Genomic DNA, 19194 nt, shown 5'->3' on the forward strand with positions numbered 1-19194 from the left:
GGGTGTTCGCCCCCATCGTTACAACAAAGGCGCCACCACCGGCTCTTGTCGCGGCCACGCATCCAGTACGGCCTTGAACAGTGTCGCCAGGGGAATCGCAAAGAACACGCCCCAAAACCCCCATAGCCCGCCAAACAACAACACCGCACAGATGATCGCCACCGGGTGCAGGTTGACGGCCTCCGAGAACAACAGCGGCACTAATACGTTTCCGTCCAGGGTCTGGATAATGCCGTACACCGCCATCAGGTAGATGAACTGATCACTCCAGCCCCACTGGAACAGCGCGATCAACATCACCGGCACCGTTACCACCACCGCGCCGACGTAGGGCACCACCACCGACACCCCCACCAGCAACGCCAGCAATGCCGCGTAGTTCAGGCCGAGCGCGACGAAAGCGATGTAGGTGACGCCCCCGCAGATGACGATCTCAATGACCTTGCCGCGGATGTAGTTGGCAATCTGCCGGTTCATTTCCTCCGCCACTCGGGTAATCAGCGCTCGCTCACGCGGCAAGTAACCGCTTACCCAGCGGCCAATCATCGCGCGGTCCTTGAGAAAGAAGAACACCAGAATCGGCACCAACACCAGGTAGATCATGATGTTGACCAGCAACGGCAGACTGGACAGGGAAAAGGTCAGCGCCCATTGCCCGAACTTTCCGATCTCGCCGCGCGCCACTTCGATGGCCTGCAGCACCTGCTCGTCAGACACCAGGTGCGGATAGCGTTCAGGCAACAGCAGCAACAGCGATTGCCACTTGGCGAGCATGCCCGGCAACTCGTTGAATAACGTAATCAGCTGATGCCACAGTAACGGCAGCACCACCACGATGAACACCACCAACAACCCCATGAACAACGCAAACACCAACCCTACCGCGACCCCGCCCGGCAAACGCATACGCTCCAGCGTGGTGACCAGGCCTTGCATCAGGTACGCCAACACCATCCCCGCCAGCACCGGTGCCAACATGCCGCCCAAGGTGAGTACGGCGGTAAAAGCCAGGAACAGCAGGACCGCCAGCACCACGGCTTCCTCATCGGAGAAGTAGCGCTGAATCCAGTCTCGTAACACTTTGAACATCAATCAACCTCGGGCGGTAGGGGCGAACGGTTCAGGCCTTGCGCAACCAATAGCGGTATACACCGCCGGCGTCTTCTTCATGCAACAGGGTGTGGCCAGCCAACTTGGCAAACGTGCGGAAATCACGCTGGGAGCCTGCGTCCGTGGCGATCACCTTGAGCACCGCACCGCTGGCCAATCGATTGAGTTCCAGCTTGGCCTTAAGCAACGGCAACGGGCAATTGAGGCCGCTGGCATCGAGTTCGGCATCAAAGGCTACAGCGTCGGTCATGGTTTTACTCCGGGCACGCGTTTGGGGTGCTTAGAATATCTGGTCCGAAGCTCAGTGTCCGGCTACAGTAAGCTCTTTGTCGAAAGGCTCTGTGCATGACTTTTTTGCGCCCTACCCTGCTGACGCTGGCCTGCCTGCTGGCCTCTCCGGGCTTCGCTGACGACCTGCCGTCACTTGGCGACGCCAGTTCTGCCATTGTCTCGCCACAACAGGAATACCAGCTGGGCCGCGCTTGGCTTGCTTACCTGCGCGGCCAGGTCTCGCAACTCAATGACCCACAACTCAAGGATTACGTCGAAACCAGCGTGTACAAGCTGGTGGAGACCAGCCAGGTCAATGACCGGCGCCTGGAGTTCATCCTGATCAACAGCCCACAGCTAAACGCCTTCGCCGCCCCCGGCGGGATCGTCGGGGTCAACGGCGGTTTGTTCCTCAACGCGCAAACCGAAGGCGAATATGCTTCGGTACTCGCCCACGAATTGGCTCACTTGTCCCAGCGCCACTTTGCCCGCGGCGTGGAAGCGCAGTCACGCATGCAGATCCCGATGATGGCCGCTTTGCTCGGCGGCATCATCGCTGCGGCAGCGGGTGCGGGTGATGCCGGTATTGCCGCGATTGCCGGCAGCCAGGCGGCAGCCATCCAGGAGCAACGCCGGTTCTCCCGTCAGAACGAACAGGAGGCCGACCGTATCGGCATTCTTAACCTGGAAAAAGCCGGTTACGACCCACGCTCCATGCCGACCATGTTCGAACGGCTGATGCGTCAATATCGCTTCGACGCCAAGCCACCGGAGTTCCTGCTGACTCACCCGGTTACCGAATCACGGATCGCCGACACTCGTAACCGCGCCGAGCAAGCCAAACCCGGCGGCAAGGAAGACAGTCTGCGCTATCAACTGATTCGCGCGCGCGTGCAGTTGCAATACGAGGACACGCCCGGTCTTGCGGCCAAACGCTTCCAGGCGCAGTTGGACGAGAACCCGAAGAACGATGTGGCGCGCTATGGCCTGGCCATCGCCCAGATCAAGGGCACTCAACTCAAGGAAGCGCGCGAAACCCTGGCACCGCTGCTGGCCAAGGCGCCCAACGACATCACGTACAACCTGGCGCAAATCGAGCTGGACATCACCAACAACCGCTTGCCGGATGCTCAGCAACGCACTGATCGGATGCTGACCCAATACCCCGGCAACTACCCACTCAACCAGGTGCGCGTGGACTTGCTGCTTAAGCAGAACCGGACCGCCGATGCGGAGAAAGCGTTGGATGCGCTGCTCAAATCTCGTCCCGACGACCCCGACGTCTGGTACCAGGTCGCCGAGACACGCGGACTGTCCGGCAACATCATTGGCTTGCATCAAGCCCGCGCCGAGTACTTTGCATTGGTGGGCGACTTCCAGCAGGCCATTCAGCAACTGGATTTTGCCAAACGCCGGGCTGGCAACAACTTCCCGCTGTCGTCTCGTATCGACGCGCGCCAGCGTGAGCTGATCGAGCAGGAACGCTTGGTAAAAGGGATGATGAGCTAAATACGTCGCCCACAAAAAAGCCCCGCTTTCGCGGGGCTTTTTATTGGCCTGGAAGTTACTCGGCCAGTTTGAAGGTAATGAAACTCGCACGCCCTTGACGCAAGACACGCATCGACACCGAACGGTTCTTCGGCAGCGCCTTGGCGATGTCGGTGAACTGCTTGGTGGAGTCGATGGCCTGATTGTTCAGGTGAGTGATCACGTCACCTGGTTGCAGGCCAATCAAAGAGGCAGGGCCGTCCTGCACTTCTTTGATCACTACGCCGCTTTTAAGGTCGAAGCTTTTCTTCTGCTCATCAGTCAGCTCAGCCACGGCAATGCCCAGGCGATTGCTGCTGCGCTCGGCACCCGGTTTGGCGTTGCCCAGAGCGTCAAGGGTGGCGCCCTCTTCCGGGATAGCACCAACGGTCAGCTCAACGTTCTGGCGTTTGCCGTCACGAATCACTTCCAGCTTGGCTTTGCTGCCGGCCTTGAGTGCACCGACCAGGTGTGGGAGGTCGGCCGACATGATGATTGGTTGGCCATTCATGCTCAGAATCACGTCACCGACTTGCAGGCCACCTTTGGCCGCCGGGCCGTCGTCCTGGATCTGGGCGACCAGGGCACCGGCCGGCTTATCGAGACCGAAAGACTCGGCCAGGTCTTTGTTCACTTCCTGGATCACTACGCCCAACCAGCCACGGCTGACCTTGCCACCGCTTTTGAGCTGGTTGGAAACGTCCATGGCCACGTCAATCGGAATGGCGAAGGACACCCCCATGAAGCCACCGGAGCGGGTATAAATCTGCGAGTTGATCCCGACCACTTCGCCCGCCAGGTTGAACAGCGGACCGCCGGAGTTACCCGGGTTGATCGGCACGTCGGTCTGGATGAATGGCACGTAGTTTTCATTTGGCAGGCTGCGGCCAATGGCACTGACAATGCCTTGGGTGACGGTATGGTCAAAGCCGAACGGTGAACCGATCGCTACTACCCACTGACCGGCTTTCAGGTCCTGGGATTTACCCAGTTTCAGTACCGGCAAATCTTTGCCGTCGATTTTCAGCAAGGCCACGTCGGAACGCGGGTCGGTGCCGATCAGCTTGGCCTTCAATTCACTGCGATCAGCCAGGCGCACAAGAATCTCGTCGGCGTCGGCAATCACGTGGTTGTTGGTGAGGATGTAGCCGTCAGGCGAGATGATGAAGCCCGAGCCCAGGGACTGCGCCTCACGCTGGCCACTGCCGCCGCCACGCGGGGAACGCTGTTGCGGCATGCCGCGCTCGAAGAACTCGCGCAGCATTGGCGGCAGGCCTTCCAGGTCGGGCATCTGCTGGTTCGAGACTTTACGATCCGGCAGTTTTTGCGTGGTACTGATGTTCACCACGGCAGGCGAGGCCTGCTCCACCAGTTGGGTGAAGTCAGGCAGTTCGGCCGCTTGCGCGGACACGGCCTGACCCAGCACCAGCACCGTGGCGACTATGGATAGGTAAGACTTCAAACGTGGTATCGACATACAGCTCCCGTTACGACGAGCAGGGTTGAGCGACAGGGTTCAAGAAACGCCGAAAAGTGCGACCGACATCTTTGTTCCGCGAACAAAACAAGGCCAGGGCCGACAAGCCCTGACCTATAAAAAACATGGGGATTTTTTGCAAGTGAAAATACTGATCCTGAAGTTTCATGCTTCCAGCCTCCAACCAAGCATAGGCTCACATTGAAAGGTCAGGATGAACATAGGATTAACGACTCACGGCTTGGCGGTGGCGGTTTTTTCACCGCGCACCGACAGCGCAATGCGCTCGGCAGTGCCGATGGGAATTTCGCCCACGACGGTCACCATCACTTCACCATCTACCGTGTTCAAGCGGCGCGATACGGCAACGGTCGGGCCCAGCTGGGTGCGGGTTTCGCTCACACTGGCGCCATCGGTCGACTCAAGAAACACTGAAAAACGCGCCAGCCCATCGTCGTACATCAAGCTATCGACGGTGGACTTGGTCTGGGTATCTTTGCGTGCAGTACTGCTGGTGAGCTGAAAACCCGGAGGCAGCCAATCCAAATGCCACGCATGGGTAACGGGGATTTCAGGCGCTTTGCTATTGGCAAGTGCGATAGGTGCGCAATCACCGCTGGGCTGCAAGTCTCGATCAGAGAGCGCGACCGACGTGTTCAGTCGAGTGAACTGGAAACGCTCCAACAATTGTCCCTGTTCATTAAGTAACAAGGATTTGAGCGGCAACGCCGTTTGACGATCAAGGTGCAATTCGAACCCATACCGATACTGATCGCGCGGCGTGATCGAGACAATCACCGCATTTCGACCGGCCACGCGAGATTTGCCGATGACGGCCAATTCGTAGAGTTGAGTGAGTTTTTGCGGATCAAGAGCGCGCGATGGCGCTTCGGGCGAATTACCCAGGCCAGCAACCAGAGCGCCACTGACGCATTGGGTTCGACCGTCTACCCGAACCAATTCCTGAGCTGATCCGTCGAGCTGCAAGAGCCGCTCACGGACGTGCCCGTCTTGAATACGGTGCCAGATATCATGGGTAGAGAAACTGCCGTTACGCTCGTAGACGAACGTACCTTCAAAGCTTTGCTGCTGTTCTGCACGCCCAAGTCGAGTCAGCCAGTCTTGGGCTTCGTCGGCATGGGCGGATAGTGCAAAACAACCACTGAGCAAAAGCGTAAGGAGCGGTATGGCGCGCATAGGGCTCCTTAACGGTTTAGCGGTTTTCCAGACTTGCTGCACGGGCGTACGGCAGAGCGCTTTCAGTGCCTTTCAAAGCCGATTCCTGTGCGTGTTGACGCAGGTAGCCTGGAAGACGCTGATCCTGCCAGCCGGATTGCCCTTGAAGTACACCGTTAGCCATAGGGCCGGTGGTATCGGAGCTTTCCTTATAGCCGGCCAGCACTGCTGGACCTTTGACTTGCGGACCGGCCATGACCGGCTGCTGAGTCTGTTGGGCCAGTTCGGCACCGGCTATTTCGTCCTGGTTGTACAGGCGAACACCGGCCAATACGGCAACAGTTACCGAAGCAGCGACTGCCAAACGACCCAGGCTACGCCATGGACCACGAGCAGCTTTTGCCGGAACGGCTTCATCAGCCAGCGCAGCAGAAACGGCCGCAGCAATATCCAGACGAGGGATTAGAAGATCCTTGTGCATCACCGCCCGAGCGACTTGGTAACGAGACCAGGTATCACGGGTTTCGGCATCATCAAATGCATTAAGCACTCGACGAAGTTCCAGTTCATCCGCTTCGTTATCCATCACTGCGGACAGCGATTCCTGCAGGGCATCACGACTCATGGCGGTTCCTCTCTTGGCTGTCGCCGCTGTCTTTAGTTTTCCTGCAACAACGGTTGCAAGGCTTTATCGATGGCTTCCCGGGCCCGGAAAATCCGTGACCTTACAGTCCCCACCGGACACTGCATGACGCTCGCAATGTCTTCGTAACTCAGACCATCGAATTCACGTAAAGTTAACGCCGTACGCAAATCTTCTGGAAGTTGCTGAATTGTGCGATGAACGGTGCCTTCGATCTCGTCGCGCAGCAATGCACGCTCCGGCGACTCGAGATCTTTGAGGCCGTGATCACCATCATAAAATTCTGCATCTTCTGAACTTACATCACTGTCCGGTGGGCGGCGGCCGCGAGACACCAGATAGTTCTTCGCCGTGTTAATGGCGATGCGGTATAGCCACGTATAAAACGCACTATCACCGCGGAAGTTTCCAAGTGCACGGTACGCCTTGATAAAGGCTTCCTGTGCAACGTCCTGCGCTTCATGGGTGTCGTGCACAAAACGCACGATCAACCCGAGAATTTTGTGCTGGTATTTCAGCACTAGCAGATCAAATGCTCGCTTGTCGCCGCGTTGAACGCGCTCGACCAGCTGCTGATCCTCTTCCTGGGTTAGCATGAACACTCCTCGTTGTACTTGGAGGAGGCTTGCATAACTAAACGATCAGGCTTGCAAACATAGACTCGGACTTTTCGCAAAAGTTCTCCCCCTCCAAGCAAGTTTCCGGCGCGCACTGATTTGGCACACACGAAAAACGCAGCACGGGCATTGCCGGCTGCGCGAATAATCTTGTCGCCGGTTTTCTGACGCGTCCAATGCTCCCGACGGGCCAATAAACTCAACGTTTTCCCAGCTTTCGGGCAACCTGCTATTGAGTCAGGGCTTATGCAAAAAGTTCCCGCCTCAATAACCAGCCGATCTTGCCCAAGCTGCGCACCGTAATCTCACATTGCCACAAATGCCCGGCTATTGTGCCGCTCCCCCCCTCTATATACTAGTGGCCCGTGTGACCCTTTGATTCGCCGATCCAGGCGTCCTGTTCGCGCCGCCCCTTTGGATCGCTTTTTGCGGAATCCTGCTAATGAGCCAACAGTTTCAACACGATGTCCTGGTGATCGGTAGTGGCGCGGCCGGCTTGAGCCTGGCGCTGACGCTCCCCAGCCACTTGCGCATTGCGGTCCTGAGCAAAGGCGATCTGGCCAACGGCTCGACATTCTGGGCCCAGGGCGGCGTCGCGGCAGTGCTGGACGACACTGACACCGTGCAATCCCATGTCGAAGACACCCTTAACGCCGGCGGCGGCCTGTGCAACGAAGACGCCGTACGCTTCACCGTCGAGCACAGCCGCGAAGCTATCCAATGGCTGATCGACCAGGGTGTGCCGTTCACCCGCGACGAGCATGCCGGCAGCGACGACGGCGGATTTGAATTCCACCTAACCCGTGAAGGCGGTCACAGCCATCGCCGCATCATCCATGCGGCCGACGCCACCGGCGCCGCCATTTTCAAAACCCTCCTCGACCAGGCCCGCCAACGCCCCAATATCGAGCTGTTGGAACAACGGGTAGCCGTCGACCTGATCACCGAAAAACGCCTGGGCCTGGCAGGCGAACGCTGCCTCGGCGCCTACGTGCTCAACCGCGCCAGCGGCGAAGTCGACACCTACGGCGCGCGCTTCACCATTCTCGCCTCGGGCGGCGCGGCCAAGGTTTATCTCTACACCAGCAACCCCGACGGTGCCTGCGGCGATGGCATTGCCATGGCGTGGCGTTCGGGCTGCCGCGTCGCGAATCTGGAATTCAACCAGTTCCACCCCACCTGCCTGTATCACCCGCAGGCCAAGAGTTTCCTGATCACCGAAGCCCTGCGCGGTGAAGGCGCGCACCTGAAACTGCCAAATGGCGAGCGCTTCATGCAACGCTTCGACCCTCGCGCTGAGCTCGCGCCACGGGATATCGTCGCGCGCGCCATCGACCACGAAATGAAGCGCCTGGGCATCGACTGCGTCTATCTGGACATCAGCCACAAGCCCGAAGCCTTCATCAAGAACCATTTCCCCACCGTCTACGAGCGCTGCCTGGCGTTCAACATCGACATCACCAAAGGCCCGATCCCGGTAGTGCCGGCCGCGCACTACACCTGCGGCGGGGTCATGGTCGACCAACACGGTCGCACCGACGTGCCTGGCCTGTATGCGATCGGCGAAACCAGCTTCACCGGCCTGCACGGCGCCAACCGCATGGCCAGCAATTCGCTGCTCGAATGCTTCGTCTATGCCCGTTCCGCCGCCGCCGACATCCTCGAACAACTGCCCCGCATCCCGGTGCCCGCCGCCCTGCCCCGCTGGGACGCCAGCCAGGTCACCGATTCGGACGAAGACGTCATCATCGCCCACAACTGGGACGAGCTGCGCCGCTTCATGTGGGACTACGTGGGGATCGTGCGCACCAACAAGCGCCTGCAACGCGCTCAACACCGCGTGCGGTTGCTGCTGGACGAAATTGACGAGTTCTACAGCAACTATAAAGTCAGCCGGGACCTGATCGAATTGCGCAACTTGGCCCAAGTGGCGGAATTGATGATTCGCTCTGCCATGGAGCGCAAGGAAAGTCGCGGCCTGCACTACACCCTCGACTACCCGCAGATGCTGCCCGAGGCCCGTGACACTATTCTGGTGCCAGCCACCTACGGCGGCTGAACTTCAAGCGAACCCGCAGGCGCCGATGCACATCGGCAGCCTGCGCGTCCCTCGGCACACAGATCGAACGCACCCGCCATTCCCCCTGCACCCGGTAGCGCAGCACCACGATCAGCGGTAATGCCAGGCTGTCGGGACGCAGTTGCACAGGGTGCCAACCGCGCTCGTCACACAATAATTGCCAGCCGTCTTCATCGCGGCGCAGGCCACGAATCGACGAACGGTGGTTTAACAGGATATGACGCGGTAAAACCCACACGGCGTGAGCCAGACACAACAGAATGCCGAGGCCGTAGAACGGTAGATCCCCAAGCAGCAAGGCGCCCAACGCGAACAGTTGGGCAAGCAAGTAGGCCGCCAGCAATAGCCGTGAGGCCTGCCAGCGGCATTCGAAGCGATTACTTGGGCTGGACACGATCCAGAATCATCCGAACCATGCGCTGCAGCTCCGGATCTTCAGATTCGGCGCGCTCCATGAACCAGCCGAACATGTCCTGATCTTCGCAAGTCAGCAGCCTGACGTAGAGGTCGCGGTCCACCTGATTGAGCGTCGCGTATACCTCTTTGGTGAAAGGCACCAGCAACACATCCAACTCCAGCATGCCGCGACGGCTGTGCCAGTAGAGGCGATTGATTTCTACATCTTCGACCATGGAGCGCTCCTCAAATAGAGCGCAAGTATACAGGCCCGACGGCACCGGACCAGTCGGCTTTGGTCGCACCATACGGAAACTATCCATTTGCCGGGCGCCCCTCTATGATGCACCCATGACTTTTTGACCTGCGATGACCCATGGCTGACTCTGCTTTTTTCTGCCCCTTGTCACACGAAGGCGTTCTCGCCGTCCGCGGCGCCGACGCTGCCAAGTTCCTGCAAGGGCAACTGACCTGCAACCTCAATTACCTGAGTGACACCCAGGCGAGCCTCGGCGCTCGCTGCACGCAAAAAGGCCGCATGCAGTCGAGCTTTCGCATCCTGCTGCAGGGCGACGGCGTGCTCTTGGCCATGGCCAGCGAACTGCTCGAACCGCAACTGGCAGATTTGAAAAAATACGCGGTGTTCTCCAAATCCAAACTCACCGACGAAAGCGCCGCCTGGGTGCGTTTCGGCCTGTCGAATGCGGATCAGGCCCTCGCCTCCCTTGGCCTTGAGCTGCCTGCCGAAACCGACAGCGTCGCGCGCAGCGACACATTGATCGCCATTCGCGTCTCCCCTGGCCGCAGCGAACTCTGGGTGCACGTCGAACACGCCGAAGCTGTACGCGCTCAGCTGGCCACACAGCTGCAACCTGCTGACTTGAATCAATGGCTGCTGGGCCAGATCCGCGCTGGCATCGGCCAAGTCATGCCCCAGACCCGCGAACTGTTTATCCCGCAGATGCTTAACCTGCAGGCCGTCGGCGGCGTCAGCTTCAAGAAAGGCTGCTACACCGGCCAGGAAATCGTCGCGCGCATGCAATACCTGGGCAAACTCAAGCGTCGCCTGTATCGCCTGAGCCTGGATGCAACCGAATTGCCCGAGCCGGGCACCCCGCTGTTCGCGCCCAGCCACAACAGTGCTATCGGTGAGGTGGTGATTGCAGCAAAAGCTGACCAATGCGTTGAACTTCTGGCCGTGCTGCAAGCCGAAGCTGCCGACAGTGGCGATGTGCACTTGGGCGCTCTGGAAGGCCCCGGCTTACACCTGCTTGACCTGCCGTACTCACTGGATCGCGATCGAGAGATCCAGCGTTAATCGCCGTACTTTTTTTGCAACACCCTAGAGAGCATGAATGAACAAGCTGGCGGAAAAAGTCCAACAGGCTTTAGTGACGGCCATCGACAACGATGACCTGGTTCTGCCGACATTACCGGAAGTGGCCCTGAACATACGACAGGCCGCCGAAGACCCGGAAATCAGCATCAGCCACTTGAGCAAAGTGATCGGTCGCGACACCGCCCTGTCGGCACGCCTGATCAAAGTGGTCAACAGCCCGCTGCTGCGCGCGACCCAGGAAGTCACCGACCTGCATACCGCAATCACCCGGCTGGGCACCAACTACAGCAGCAACCTGGCCATCGGCCTGGTGATGGAACAAATTTTCCACGCCCGCTCCGAAGTCGTCGAATTGAAAATGCGCGAAGTGTGGCGCCGCAGCCTGGAAGTGGCGGGCGTGAGCTACGCCTTGTGCCGCAGCCACAGCCAGCTGAAACCTGACCAGGCAGCGCTCGGCGGTCTGGTGCATCAGATTGGCGTGCTGCCGATCCTCACCTATGCCGAAGACCATTACGAACTGCTCTCCGACCCCGTCAGCCTCAACCATGTGATAGAGAGCATTCACCCGCTGCTGGGGGACAAACTGCTGGGCGGCTGGGATTTCTCGGAGATGCTCGCGAAGCTGCCAGGGCAATACCTGGACCTGGAACGCGACTCCGCGAGCCTGGACTACATCGACCTGGTGCAAGTCGCCGTGCTGTATTGCCACCGGGGCACTGATCATCCGCTGGCGAATGTATCGGTTGCCAGCCTGCCGGCGATCCAGAAGTTACGGGTCGACCCGTACAGCAATGCCCTGCGTGCCGAACTGGATGAAGCGCGCTCGATGTTTTACTGATCAGCCCGCGATAAAGCTCACGCGCACCTTCAACCCCGCCAACTCGCCGTCATGCAGGCTGATCTGCGCCAAGTGTGCGCGGCAGATCTCACCAACAATCGCCAGCCCCAAACCTGAGCCCATGCCCTGTTGACTGCGGCGGTAGAAACGCTCGAATACCCGGTCCCGCTCATCCAGCGGGATACCCGGGCCATCATCCTCCACCTCCAGGATCGCGGGCGCCGTGACCCGCAAAATCACATTGCCTCCAGGCGGTGTGTGGGCCAGGGCGTTATCGACCAGATTGCTCAGCAACTCGTTCAACAAGGTCGGCTCACCCCTTAGCCACACCGGCTCATCCGCCTCCAACGCCAGCGCAACGCCGCGCGCATGCGCCAGCGGCGCCATGGCCATGCCCAATTCCCGCGCCAGCTGGCTGAGGTCGAGCAATTGCGCCCCGCCTTCGGCAATCGCCCGCGCGCCGTTTTCAATGCGTGCCAGCGACAGCAGTTGGTTGGCCAAATGGGTGAGACGGTCGGTGCCTTGGGCAGCGGTTTCCAGGGTGCTGTGCCACGTCGCCGGGGCGTCGCTGCGCAGGCCGAGTTCCAAACGCGCCTTCAGTGCCGCCAGCGGGGTGCGCAATTCATGGGCGGCGTCGGCGATAAACTGCGCCTGGCGCTCGAACTGGCCGCGCAGGCGCTCGGTAAAGTGGTTGAGGGAGCGCACCAGGGGACCGAACTCATGCTGCACTTCCACCAACGGCAATGGCCGCAAGTCGTCGGGTTGACGCTCCTCCACGGCAGTGCGCAAGCGCTCCAGCGGACGCAGCGCCGCGCTGACGGCAAACCACACCAGCAGCAATGCGCCAACGGCCAACATCCCAAGGCGCAGCAAGGTGTCGGCCAGCAGGCTACGGGCCATGCTTTCGCGCGCTTCATCGGTTTCTGCAACGCGTATTTCGGCCATGCCATTCATGTTCGGTTCGGAGACAGCCTTGAGCAAACTCACCACGCGTACATGCTGGCCCTGGTAGGTGGCGTTGTAAAACCGCGCCAGCGCTGGGTAGTCGTCCGTGCGCGGCGTGCCCGGCGGCGGGCCGGGGAGGTTTTCGTAACCGGAGATCAGCTTGCGATCAATGTCATTGACCTGATAGTAAATACGCCCGGCACTGTCGTAGGCAAAGGTGTCCAGCGCCACATACGGCACGTTCGCGCTCAGGGTGCCATCCACCTGGGTCAATCCGGCGGCGATGGTGCGCGCTGACGCCAGCAAGGTGCGGTCATAAGCGGTGTCGGCGGCTTCGCGCCCATTCCAGTAGGCGCTCATGCCGCTGGCGAGCATCAACACCACCAGCAACAGCGCCAGGTTCCACAGCAGGCGCCAGCGCAGGCTGCTGGGCTTATGCATCGCGGGCTTCCAGCAGGTAGCCAAGGCCGCGGAAAGTCACGATGGCAATAGGCTGGCCGTCGAGCTTCTTGCGCAGGCGGTGCACGTAGATTTCGATGGCGTCGGGGCTGGCCTCTTCATCCAGGCCGAACACCTGCGACGCCAATTGCTCCTTGCTCATCACGCGACCAGGGCGTGCAATCAGCGCTTCAAGCACCGCCTGCTCGCGGGAAGTCAACGTCAGCAGCTCGCCACCCACGGTGAAACGCCGGGTATCCAGGTCATAGACCAGCACGCCGCACGCCTGCTGACGCTCGCCCCCCAAGACGCTGCGGCGCAACAGCGCTTTGACCCGCGCTTCCAGCTCGGTCAATTCAAACGGCTTGGCAAGGTAGTCATCGGCGCCCAGGTTCAGGCCATGCACGCGGTCTTTCACATCACTGCGCGCCGTGAGCATCAATACAGGCAGATTTTTCCCACGCGCGCGCAGGCGCGCCAACACTTCAAAACCGTCCATGCGCGGCAGCCCCACGTCGAGGATCACCACCGCATATTCCTCACTGTTCAAAGCCAGGTCAGCGGCCACGCCATCGTGCAACACGTCGACAGTCAAACCCGTGCTCTTGAGCGCCTGGGCGACACTTTCAGCGAGTTGCAAATGGTCTTCAACCAGGAGGACACGCATGGATTTTCACCTCATTCGGGCATGGTCGACGCCACGCTTTGCGGGGCAGTTTACAGGCGCCGCCTGCCCTGTGAAGCCCGAAAACATTGAAAGGCAACTGAAAGGTTAGTGAAAGCTTCGCCCTTTAGCATCCAGCCACGGTGGGTTATGCCCGCCGAGCTACCTGATCCGTAGTGCCAGAAAAACGCCTCGAAGCGTTTTCGCCAAAATAAGAACAATAACGGAGTACACAACGATGCTGTCGACACAGCCACAGGCTTGCCCGCCTGTTCGTTTTTCTCGCCTTGCCCAGACCGCCCTTGCCAGTGCCGCCGCCCTTGCCGGCTTTTCGCCACTGAGCCAGGCCGCCTTCTTTGAAGACAGCAGCGCCACCCTCGAAACCCGCAATATGTACTTCAACCGCGACTTTCGCGACGGTACCAGTGCCCAGCAATCCAAGCGTGACGAATGGGCCCAGGGGTTCATGCTCAACCTGCAATCGGGCTACACCGATGGCACCGTCGGGTTCGGCGTGGATGCGTTGGGCATGCTTGGGGTCAAGCTCGACTCCAGCCCCGACCGCACCGGCACCGGCCTGTTGCCAACTCACGACGATGGCCGCGCCGCCAACGAATACTCCAAGCTGGGCCTGACCGGCAAAGTGAAGATCTCCGCCACCGAACTGAAAATCGGCGCGCTGATCCCCGAACTGCCGATCCTCAAACCCAACGACGGGCGCATCCTGCCGCAGACTTTCAACGGCGGCCTGCTGACCTCCAAAGAATTCAAAAACCTGGTGTTCACCGGCGGCCGCCTCGACAAAGCCAAAGACCGCGACGACACCCACTACGAAGACATCGCCCTCAACAACAAAAACAGCCGCTTCGTCAGCGGCGCCACCGGCAAGCACTTCAATTTCGGCGGTGCGGACTACAAGTTCGCCGACAAGATCACCGGCAGCTACCACTTCGCCCAGCTCGACGACGTCTACCGCCAGCACTTCCTTGGCCTGGTGGCCTCACGCCCAGTAGGCCCCGGCACTTTCGGCGCCGACCTGCGCCTGGCCATCAGCGATGACACCGGCAGCGCCCGTGGCGGCAACATCGACAACAAATCCCTCAACGGCCTGTTCAGCTATGCCCTCAATGGCCATAAGCTCAGCGCCGGCTACCAGCACATGTCCGGCGACAGCGCCTTTCCCTACGTGGATGGCAGCGATCCGTACCTGGTCAACTTCGTGCAGATCAACGACTTTGCCGGCGCACAGGAGCGCTCCTGGCAGGCGCGCTACGACTATGACTTCGCCAAGTTGGGCATTCCCGGCCTGAGTTTCATGAGCCGTTATTTGTCGGGTGACAACATCAGGCTTCGCAACGGTGAGACCGGCAAGGAGTGGGAGCGCAACAGCGAGATCCGCTACGTGGTGCAAAGCGGCACGCTCAAGGATGTCGCCCTGCGCCTGCGTAACGCCACCTACCGCTCCAACTATTCGGCACGTGATGCCGACGAAGTGCGTGTGCTGGTGAGCTACAGCATTGCGCTTTGGTAGTCGCAACTCATAACAACAAAGACGGAGATAACCATGACCTATTCACTGCGTAAATTGGCCCTCGCCGCCGGCTGCATGCTGTTCGCCGGCCAACTGCTGGCCGCCGACGAACCCAAGCGCCCAGAGTGCATCGCCCCGGCCTCGCCCGGCGGTGGCTTTGACCTGACCTGCAAACTGGCGCAAAGCGCGCTGGTCAACGAAAAGTTGCTGAGCAAGCCGATGCGCGTCACCTACATGCCAGGCGGCGTGGGCGCGGTGGCCTATAACGCGGTGGTCGCCCAACGCCCGGCGGACGCTGGCACGCTGGTAGCGTGGTCCAGCGGTTCGCTGCTGAACCTGGCCCAGGGCAAGTTCGGCCGCTTTGATGAAAGCGCCGTGCGTTGGTTGGCGGCCGTCGGCACCAGCTACGGGGCCATCGCGGTGAAAGCAGATTCGCCCTACAAGACGCTCGACGATTTGGTCAAAGCCCTGAAGAAAGATCCGGGCAGCGTCGTCATCGGTTCTGGCGGCACCGTCGGCAGCCAGGACTGGATGCAAACCGCACTGATCGCCAAGGCTGCCGGGATAAACCCGCGCGACCTGCGTTATGTGGCACTCGAAGGCGGCGGTGAAATCGCCATCGCACTGCTCGGCGGTCATATCCAGGTGGGCAGCACCGACATCTCCGACTCCATGCCACACATCCTCAGCGGCGACATGCGCCTGCTCGCCGTGTTTGCCGAAAAGCGCCTGGACGAGCCGGAAATGAAGAACATTCCGACCGCCAAAGAGCAAGGCTACGACATCGTCTGGCCGGTGGTACGCGGGTTCTACCTCGGGCCAAAAGTCAGCGATGCCGATTACGCGTGGTGGAAAGAAGCGTTCGACAAACTGCTGGCCTCCGAAGAGTTCGCCAAGCTGCGTGACCAGCGCGAGCTGTTCCCGTTCGCCATGACCGGCCCGGAGCTGGACACCTACGTGAAGAAACAGGTGGCTGACTACAAAGTGCTGGCCAAAGAGTTCGGCCTGATCCAGTAATCGCCTCGCTTTCGCACGGCCGCGCCCTCCTCGACGGGCGGCGCGGCCCAGGAGTTTCACATGCTCTTACAACGCATTTTCGCCTCAGTGATGCTGCTGGTCTGCGCCGGCCTCGCGCTGATGGCGTGGCCGTATCAGGCGGCGTTTTCCTACGAGCCGGTCGGGCCTCGCGCCTACCCGCTGCTGATGCTCGGGCTGATGAGCCTGGGCCTGATCTACATGCTATTTCGCCCACAGCCCACCAAGCACACCGAAGAAGAACCGGCCCTGGACCGCGACACGCTGATCAAGATCGGCATCTGCGTGGCGCTGCTGATCGTGTTCGCCGGCACGTTCGAGACTCTGGGCTTCATCCTCAGCAGCATGCTGATCGGCATTCCGATGGCGCGCCTGTATGGCGGCCGCTGGGTGCCGAGCGTGGTAATCGTCACGCTGATGGCCATTGGTCTTTACCTGCTGTTCGACAAAGCCATGGATGTACCGCTGCCCCTCGGCCTGCTTGAAGTTCTGGAGAACTGATATGGATACGTTCAGCTATTTGGGCCAGGGCTTCGGCGTTGCACTGACCCCTTACAACCTGGTGACCGCCCTGTGCGGCACCTTGATCGGCACCGTGGTCGGCCTGCTGCCGGGCCTGGGCCCGATCAACGGCGTGGCCCTGCTGATCCCCATCGCGTTCGCCCTGGGTCTGCCGCCGGAATCAGCCTTGATCCTGCTCGCTGCCGTCTACCTGGGCTGCGAATACGGCGGCCGCATCAGCTCGATCCTGCTGAACATTCCCGGCGAAGCGTCCACCGTAATGACCACCCTCGACGGTTACCCGATGGCCCGCAAAGGCCTGGCCGGTGTGGCACTGTCGTTGTCGGCATGGAGTTCGTTCATCGGCGCGTTCATTGCCACCTGCGGCATGGTGCTGTTTGCGCCGCTGCTGGCCAAATGGGCGATTGCCTTCGGCCCGGCGGAATATTTCGTACTGATGGTGTTCGCGATTGTCTGCCTCGGCGGCATGGCCGGAGACAAACCGCTGAAGACCTTTGTGGCGGCGCTGATCGGCCTGTTCCTTTCAGCCGTCGGCATCGACGCCAACAGCGGCGTGTACCGGTTTACCGGCGACAACATCCACCTCACCGACGGCATCCAGTTTGTCGTATTGGTCCTGGGTTTGTTCTCCATCAGCGAGATCCTGTTGCTGCTGGAAAAAACCCACCGCGGCCAGGAAGCGGTAAAAGCCACCGGGCGAATGATGTTCAACCTGAAGGAAGCGTCTGCAGTCTTCGTGGTTAACATCCGTTGTGGCCTGCTGGGTTTCATCATGGGCGTCTTGCCGGGTGCCGGCGCGACGCTCGCCTCGGCCGTTGCCTACATGACCGAAAAACGCTTGGCCGGCGCCAGCGGTAAATTCGGCCAGGGCGACATGCGCGGCCTCGCCGCTCCGGAAACCGCAATCGGCGCCTCCGCCTGCGGCGCGCTGGTGCCGATGCTGACCCTCGGCGTACCCGGTTCAGGCACCACCGCTGTGATGATTGGCGCATTGTCGCTGTACAACATCACCCCTGGCCCGCTGCTGTTCCAACAGCAACCGGACATCGTCTGGGGCCTGATCGCGTCGCTGTTTATCGCCAACATCATGCTGGTGATCCTCAACATCCCGATGATCCGCATCTTCACGCGCATCCTCGCCGTGCCGAATTGGGCGCTGGTGCCGGTGATCGCCATCATCACCGCTATCGGTGTGTACGCGGTTCACGCCACCACCTTCGACCTGTTCCTGATGGTCGGCATCGGCATCTTCGGCTACATCCTGCGCAAGCTGGACTTCCCGCTGTCGCCCGTGCTGCTGGGCTTCATCCTCGGCGGCCTGATGGAGCAGAACCTGCGCCGCGCGCTGTCGATTTCCAACGGCGCGCTGGACATCCTCTGGTCCAGCCCGATCACCTTCGGGGTTTGGGTGCTGACCGCGCTGATGCTGGCTTTCCCGCTGGTGCGCATCTATCGCAAACGTGCCCTGCAGCGTCGTGCCCTGGCCGATGTCTGAGGTCACCTTTAAGCAATGGTGGGCAACACCGCTGGTCGGCCTGGCCGGCGGTTACCTGGCCAGCCTCGTCGGCTGGCCTTTGCCTTATATGGTCGGCTCGTTGCTGGCCATTATCCTGGTGCGCTGCCTCACGCCATGGCAACTGGCGGAGATTCCCGGCGGGCGCAAATGCGGCCAATGGGTGGTGGGCATCGGCATCGGGCTGCACTTCACCCCGGTGGTGATCGAGCAAGTCATGAGCCACTTCGGCCTGATCTTCTTCGGCGCGCTGATCACCAGCCTGTCGAGCATTGTCGGCGTGTGGTTGATGCGCCGTAGCGGTGAAGACCGCGCCACCGCGTTCTTCTCCAGCATGCCGGGCGGTTCCGGAGAGATGGTCAACCTCGGCGCACGCAATGGCGCGGTGCTCAGCCGCGTCGCGGCGGGCCAAAGTCTGCGTGTGCTGGTGGTGGTGTTGTGTGTGCCGGCGATCTTCAAGTACGTGCTGGAAGGCGGCGCGCCGCAGTTTCATCCGGCGCCGGTGAACTGGGCGTGGCTGGCGCTGCTGTTTCCGCTTGGGGCGCTGGTGGCCTGGGGCTGGCAGCGTTTGCGTCAGCCCAACCCGTGGCTGTTCGGCCCGCTGTTGGTCAGTGCGACCGCCAGTGTTGTGTGGGATTTGCACATCGGCCTGCCCGATGGCGGCAGCCAGATCGGCCAATGGCTGATCGGCAGCGGTTTGGGCTGCCACTTCAACCGTCAGTTCTTTCGCCGTGCACCGTCGTTCATGGCGCGTACGCTGCTAGGCACGGCGTTGACCATGGCGCTGGCGACGTTGGCGGCGGTGGGCTTGAGTGCATTGACACATCTGGACTTACGCTCACTCACGCTGGGCATGATGCCGGGCGGTATTGCTGAAATGAGCCTGACGGCCGAAACCCTGCAACTGTCGGTGCCGTTGGTCACGGCGATGCAGGTGATGCGCTTGTTGTTTGTGCTGTTTCTGGCGGAGCCGTTGTTCCGGCACTGGAACCGTCAGCCGGAAAAAATCTAAGCCTTCACAAAATTCCAATGTGGGAGCTGGCTTGCCTGCGGTAGCGGTGGTTCAGTCAATA

General features: G+C 60.5%; 19 protein-coding genes. 9 read left to right on the top strand and 10 right to left on the bottom strand.

Going from position 1 to position 19194, the window contains the following annotated elements; translation table 11 throughout:
• Positions 1 to 18: 18 nt before the first annotated feature.
• Positions 19 to 1089: an AI-2E family transporter gene (locus AC19YS_RS10770; RefSeq protein WP_119738961.1), complete on the bottom strand. Its 1071-nt coding sequence runs from the start codon at positions 1087 to 1089 to the stop codon at positions 19 to 21.
• A 31-nt stretch (positions 1090 to 1120) separates the two neighbouring features.
• The gene (locus AC19YS_RS10775; protein ID WP_200623288.1) at positions 1121 to 1360 is read right to left on the bottom strand and encodes a sulfurtransferase TusA family protein; all 240 of its coding nucleotides are present in this window, start codon (positions 1358 to 1360) and stop codon (positions 1121 to 1123) included.
• A 95-nt stretch (positions 1361 to 1455) separates the two neighbouring features.
• On the opposite strand from AC19YS_RS10775, the gene AC19YS_RS10780 reads away from it, so the two are divergent.
• Positions 1456 to 2889 carry a M48 family metalloprotease gene (locus AC19YS_RS10780; RefSeq protein ID WP_200623290.1) on the top strand — a complete coding sequence of 478 codons (1434 nt, stop codon included), beginning with the start codon at positions 1456 to 1458 and terminating at the stop codon, positions 2887 to 2889.
• A gap of 55 nt (positions 2890 to 2944) precedes the next feature.
• Here AC19YS_RS10780 and AC19YS_RS10785 read toward each other — a convergent pair whose 3' ends face one another.
• From AC19YS_RS10785 to rpoE, 4 genes are all read right to left on the bottom strand, one after another.
• The gene (locus tag AC19YS_RS10785) at positions 2945 to 4384 is read right to left on the bottom strand and encodes a DegQ family serine endoprotease (protein WP_200623292.1); all 1440 of its coding nucleotides are present in this window, start codon (positions 4382 to 4384) and stop codon (positions 2945 to 2947) included.
• A 234-nt stretch (positions 4385 to 4618) separates the two neighbouring features.
• On the bottom strand, positions 4619 to 5581 hold the full coding sequence (locus AC19YS_RS10790) for a MucB/RseB C-terminal domain-containing protein (RefSeq protein WP_200623302.1): 963 nt from the start codon (positions 5579 to 5581) through the stop codon (positions 4619 to 4621).
• Positions 5582 to 5597: 16 nt separating this feature from the next.
• The gene (locus AC19YS_RS10795; protein WP_003172479.1) at positions 5598 to 6185 is read right to left on the bottom strand and encodes a sigma-E factor negative regulatory protein; all 588 of its coding nucleotides are present in this window, start codon (positions 6183 to 6185) and stop codon (positions 5598 to 5600) included.
• Between the two features lie 32 nt (positions 6186 to 6217).
• Positions 6218 to 6799 carry an RNA polymerase sigma factor RpoE/AlgU gene (gene rpoE, locus AC19YS_RS10800; RefSeq protein ID WP_003172477.1) on the bottom strand — a complete coding sequence of 194 codons (582 nt, stop codon included), beginning with the start codon at positions 6797 to 6799 and terminating at the stop codon, positions 6218 to 6220.
• A 463-nt stretch (positions 6800 to 7262) separates the two neighbouring features.
• On the opposite strand from rpoE, the gene nadB reads away from it, so the two are divergent.
• Positions 7263 to 8879, top strand: a complete 1617-nt coding sequence (nadB, locus tag AC19YS_RS10805) for an L-aspartate oxidase (RefSeq protein ID WP_500601675.1) — start codon at positions 7263 to 7265, stop codon at positions 8877 to 8879.
• On the opposite strand, the gene AC19YS_RS10810 is transcribed toward nadB, so the two are convergent.
• Together AC19YS_RS10810 and AC19YS_RS10815 are read right to left on the bottom strand one after the other, a co-directional pair.
• Positions 8848 to 9294: a protein YgfX gene (locus AC19YS_RS10810; protein ID WP_119738952.1), complete on the bottom strand. Its 447-nt coding sequence runs from the start codon at positions 9292 to 9294 to the stop codon at positions 8848 to 8850. The two genes, nadB and AC19YS_RS10810, sit on opposite strands and share 32 nt — an antisense overlap.
• A complete protein-coding gene (locus AC19YS_RS10815) occupies positions 9278 to 9532 on the bottom strand; it encodes an FAD assembly factor SdhE (RefSeq protein ID WP_014717362.1) in 255 nt (84 codons plus the stop codon). The genes AC19YS_RS10810 and AC19YS_RS10815 overlap by 17 nt, the downstream gene beginning before the upstream one ends.
• A gap of 140 nt (positions 9533 to 9672) precedes the next feature.
• Between AC19YS_RS10815 and ygfZ the strand changes: the two genes are divergently transcribed.
• Positions 9673 to 10614, top strand: a complete 942-nt coding sequence (gene ygfZ, locus AC19YS_RS10820) for a CAF17-like 4Fe-4S cluster assembly/insertion protein YgfZ (RefSeq protein ID WP_500601677.1) — start codon at positions 9673 to 9675, stop codon at positions 10612 to 10614.
• A gap of 37 nt (positions 10615 to 10651) precedes the next feature.
• Positions 10652 to 11473, top strand: a complete 822-nt coding sequence (locus tag AC19YS_RS10825; protein ID WP_500601679.1) for an HDOD domain-containing protein — start codon at positions 10652 to 10654, stop codon at positions 11471 to 11473.
• On the opposite strand, the gene AC19YS_RS10830 is transcribed toward AC19YS_RS10825, so the two are convergent.
• Together AC19YS_RS10830 and AC19YS_RS10835 are read right to left on the bottom strand one after the other, a co-directional pair.
• Positions 11474 to 12859: a sensor histidine kinase gene (locus AC19YS_RS10830; RefSeq protein ID WP_106577022.1), complete on the bottom strand. Its 1386-nt coding sequence runs from the start codon at positions 12857 to 12859 to the stop codon at positions 11474 to 11476.
• Positions 12852 to 13523 carry a response regulator gene (locus AC19YS_RS10835; protein ID WP_083359659.1) on the bottom strand — a complete coding sequence of 224 codons (672 nt, stop codon included), beginning with the start codon at positions 13521 to 13523 and terminating at the stop codon, positions 12852 to 12854. The genes AC19YS_RS10830 and AC19YS_RS10835 overlap by 8 nt, the downstream gene beginning before the upstream one ends.
• A 235-nt stretch (positions 13524 to 13758) precedes the next feature.
• Here AC19YS_RS10835 and AC19YS_RS10840 point away from each other — a divergent pair, with 235 nt between their 5' ends.
• Genes AC19YS_RS10840 through AC19YS_RS10860 form a run of 5 tightly spaced genes read left to right on the top strand, consistent with a single transcriptional unit; the run spans position 13759 to position 19133 of the window.
• On the top strand, positions 13759 to 15051 hold the full coding sequence (locus AC19YS_RS10840; RefSeq protein WP_124416678.1) for an OprD family porin: 1293 nt from the start codon (positions 13759 to 13761) through the stop codon (positions 15049 to 15051).
• Positions 15052 to 15084: 33 nt separating this feature from the next.
• On the top strand, positions 15085 to 16068 hold the full coding sequence (locus AC19YS_RS10845) for a Bug family tripartite tricarboxylate transporter substrate binding protein (protein WP_500601681.1): 984 nt from the start codon (positions 15085 to 15087) through the stop codon (positions 16066 to 16068).
• A 60-nt stretch (positions 16069 to 16128) separates the two neighbouring features.
• The gene (locus AC19YS_RS10850; protein ID WP_106577025.1) at positions 16129 to 16587 is read left to right on the top strand and encodes a tripartite tricarboxylate transporter TctB family protein; all 459 of its coding nucleotides are present in this window, start codon (positions 16129 to 16131) and stop codon (positions 16585 to 16587) included.
• Between the two features lies 1 nt (position 16588).
• Positions 16589 to 18103, top strand: coding sequence for a tripartite tricarboxylate transporter permease (locus AC19YS_RS10855; RefSeq protein WP_106577026.1), 1515 nt, complete (start codon positions 16589 to 16591; stop codon positions 18101 to 18103).
• Positions 18096 to 19133 (top strand): AbrB family transcriptional regulator, encoded by a 1038-nt coding sequence (locus AC19YS_RS10860; protein WP_119738941.1) that lies wholly within the window; start codon positions 18096 to 18098, stop codon positions 19131 to 19133. Before AC19YS_RS10855 ends, AC19YS_RS10860 begins: the two co-directional genes overlap by 8 nt.
• Positions 19134 to 19194: the final 61 nt, after the last annotated feature.

Source organism: Pseudomonas sp. MF08831 (assembly GCF_059862645.1).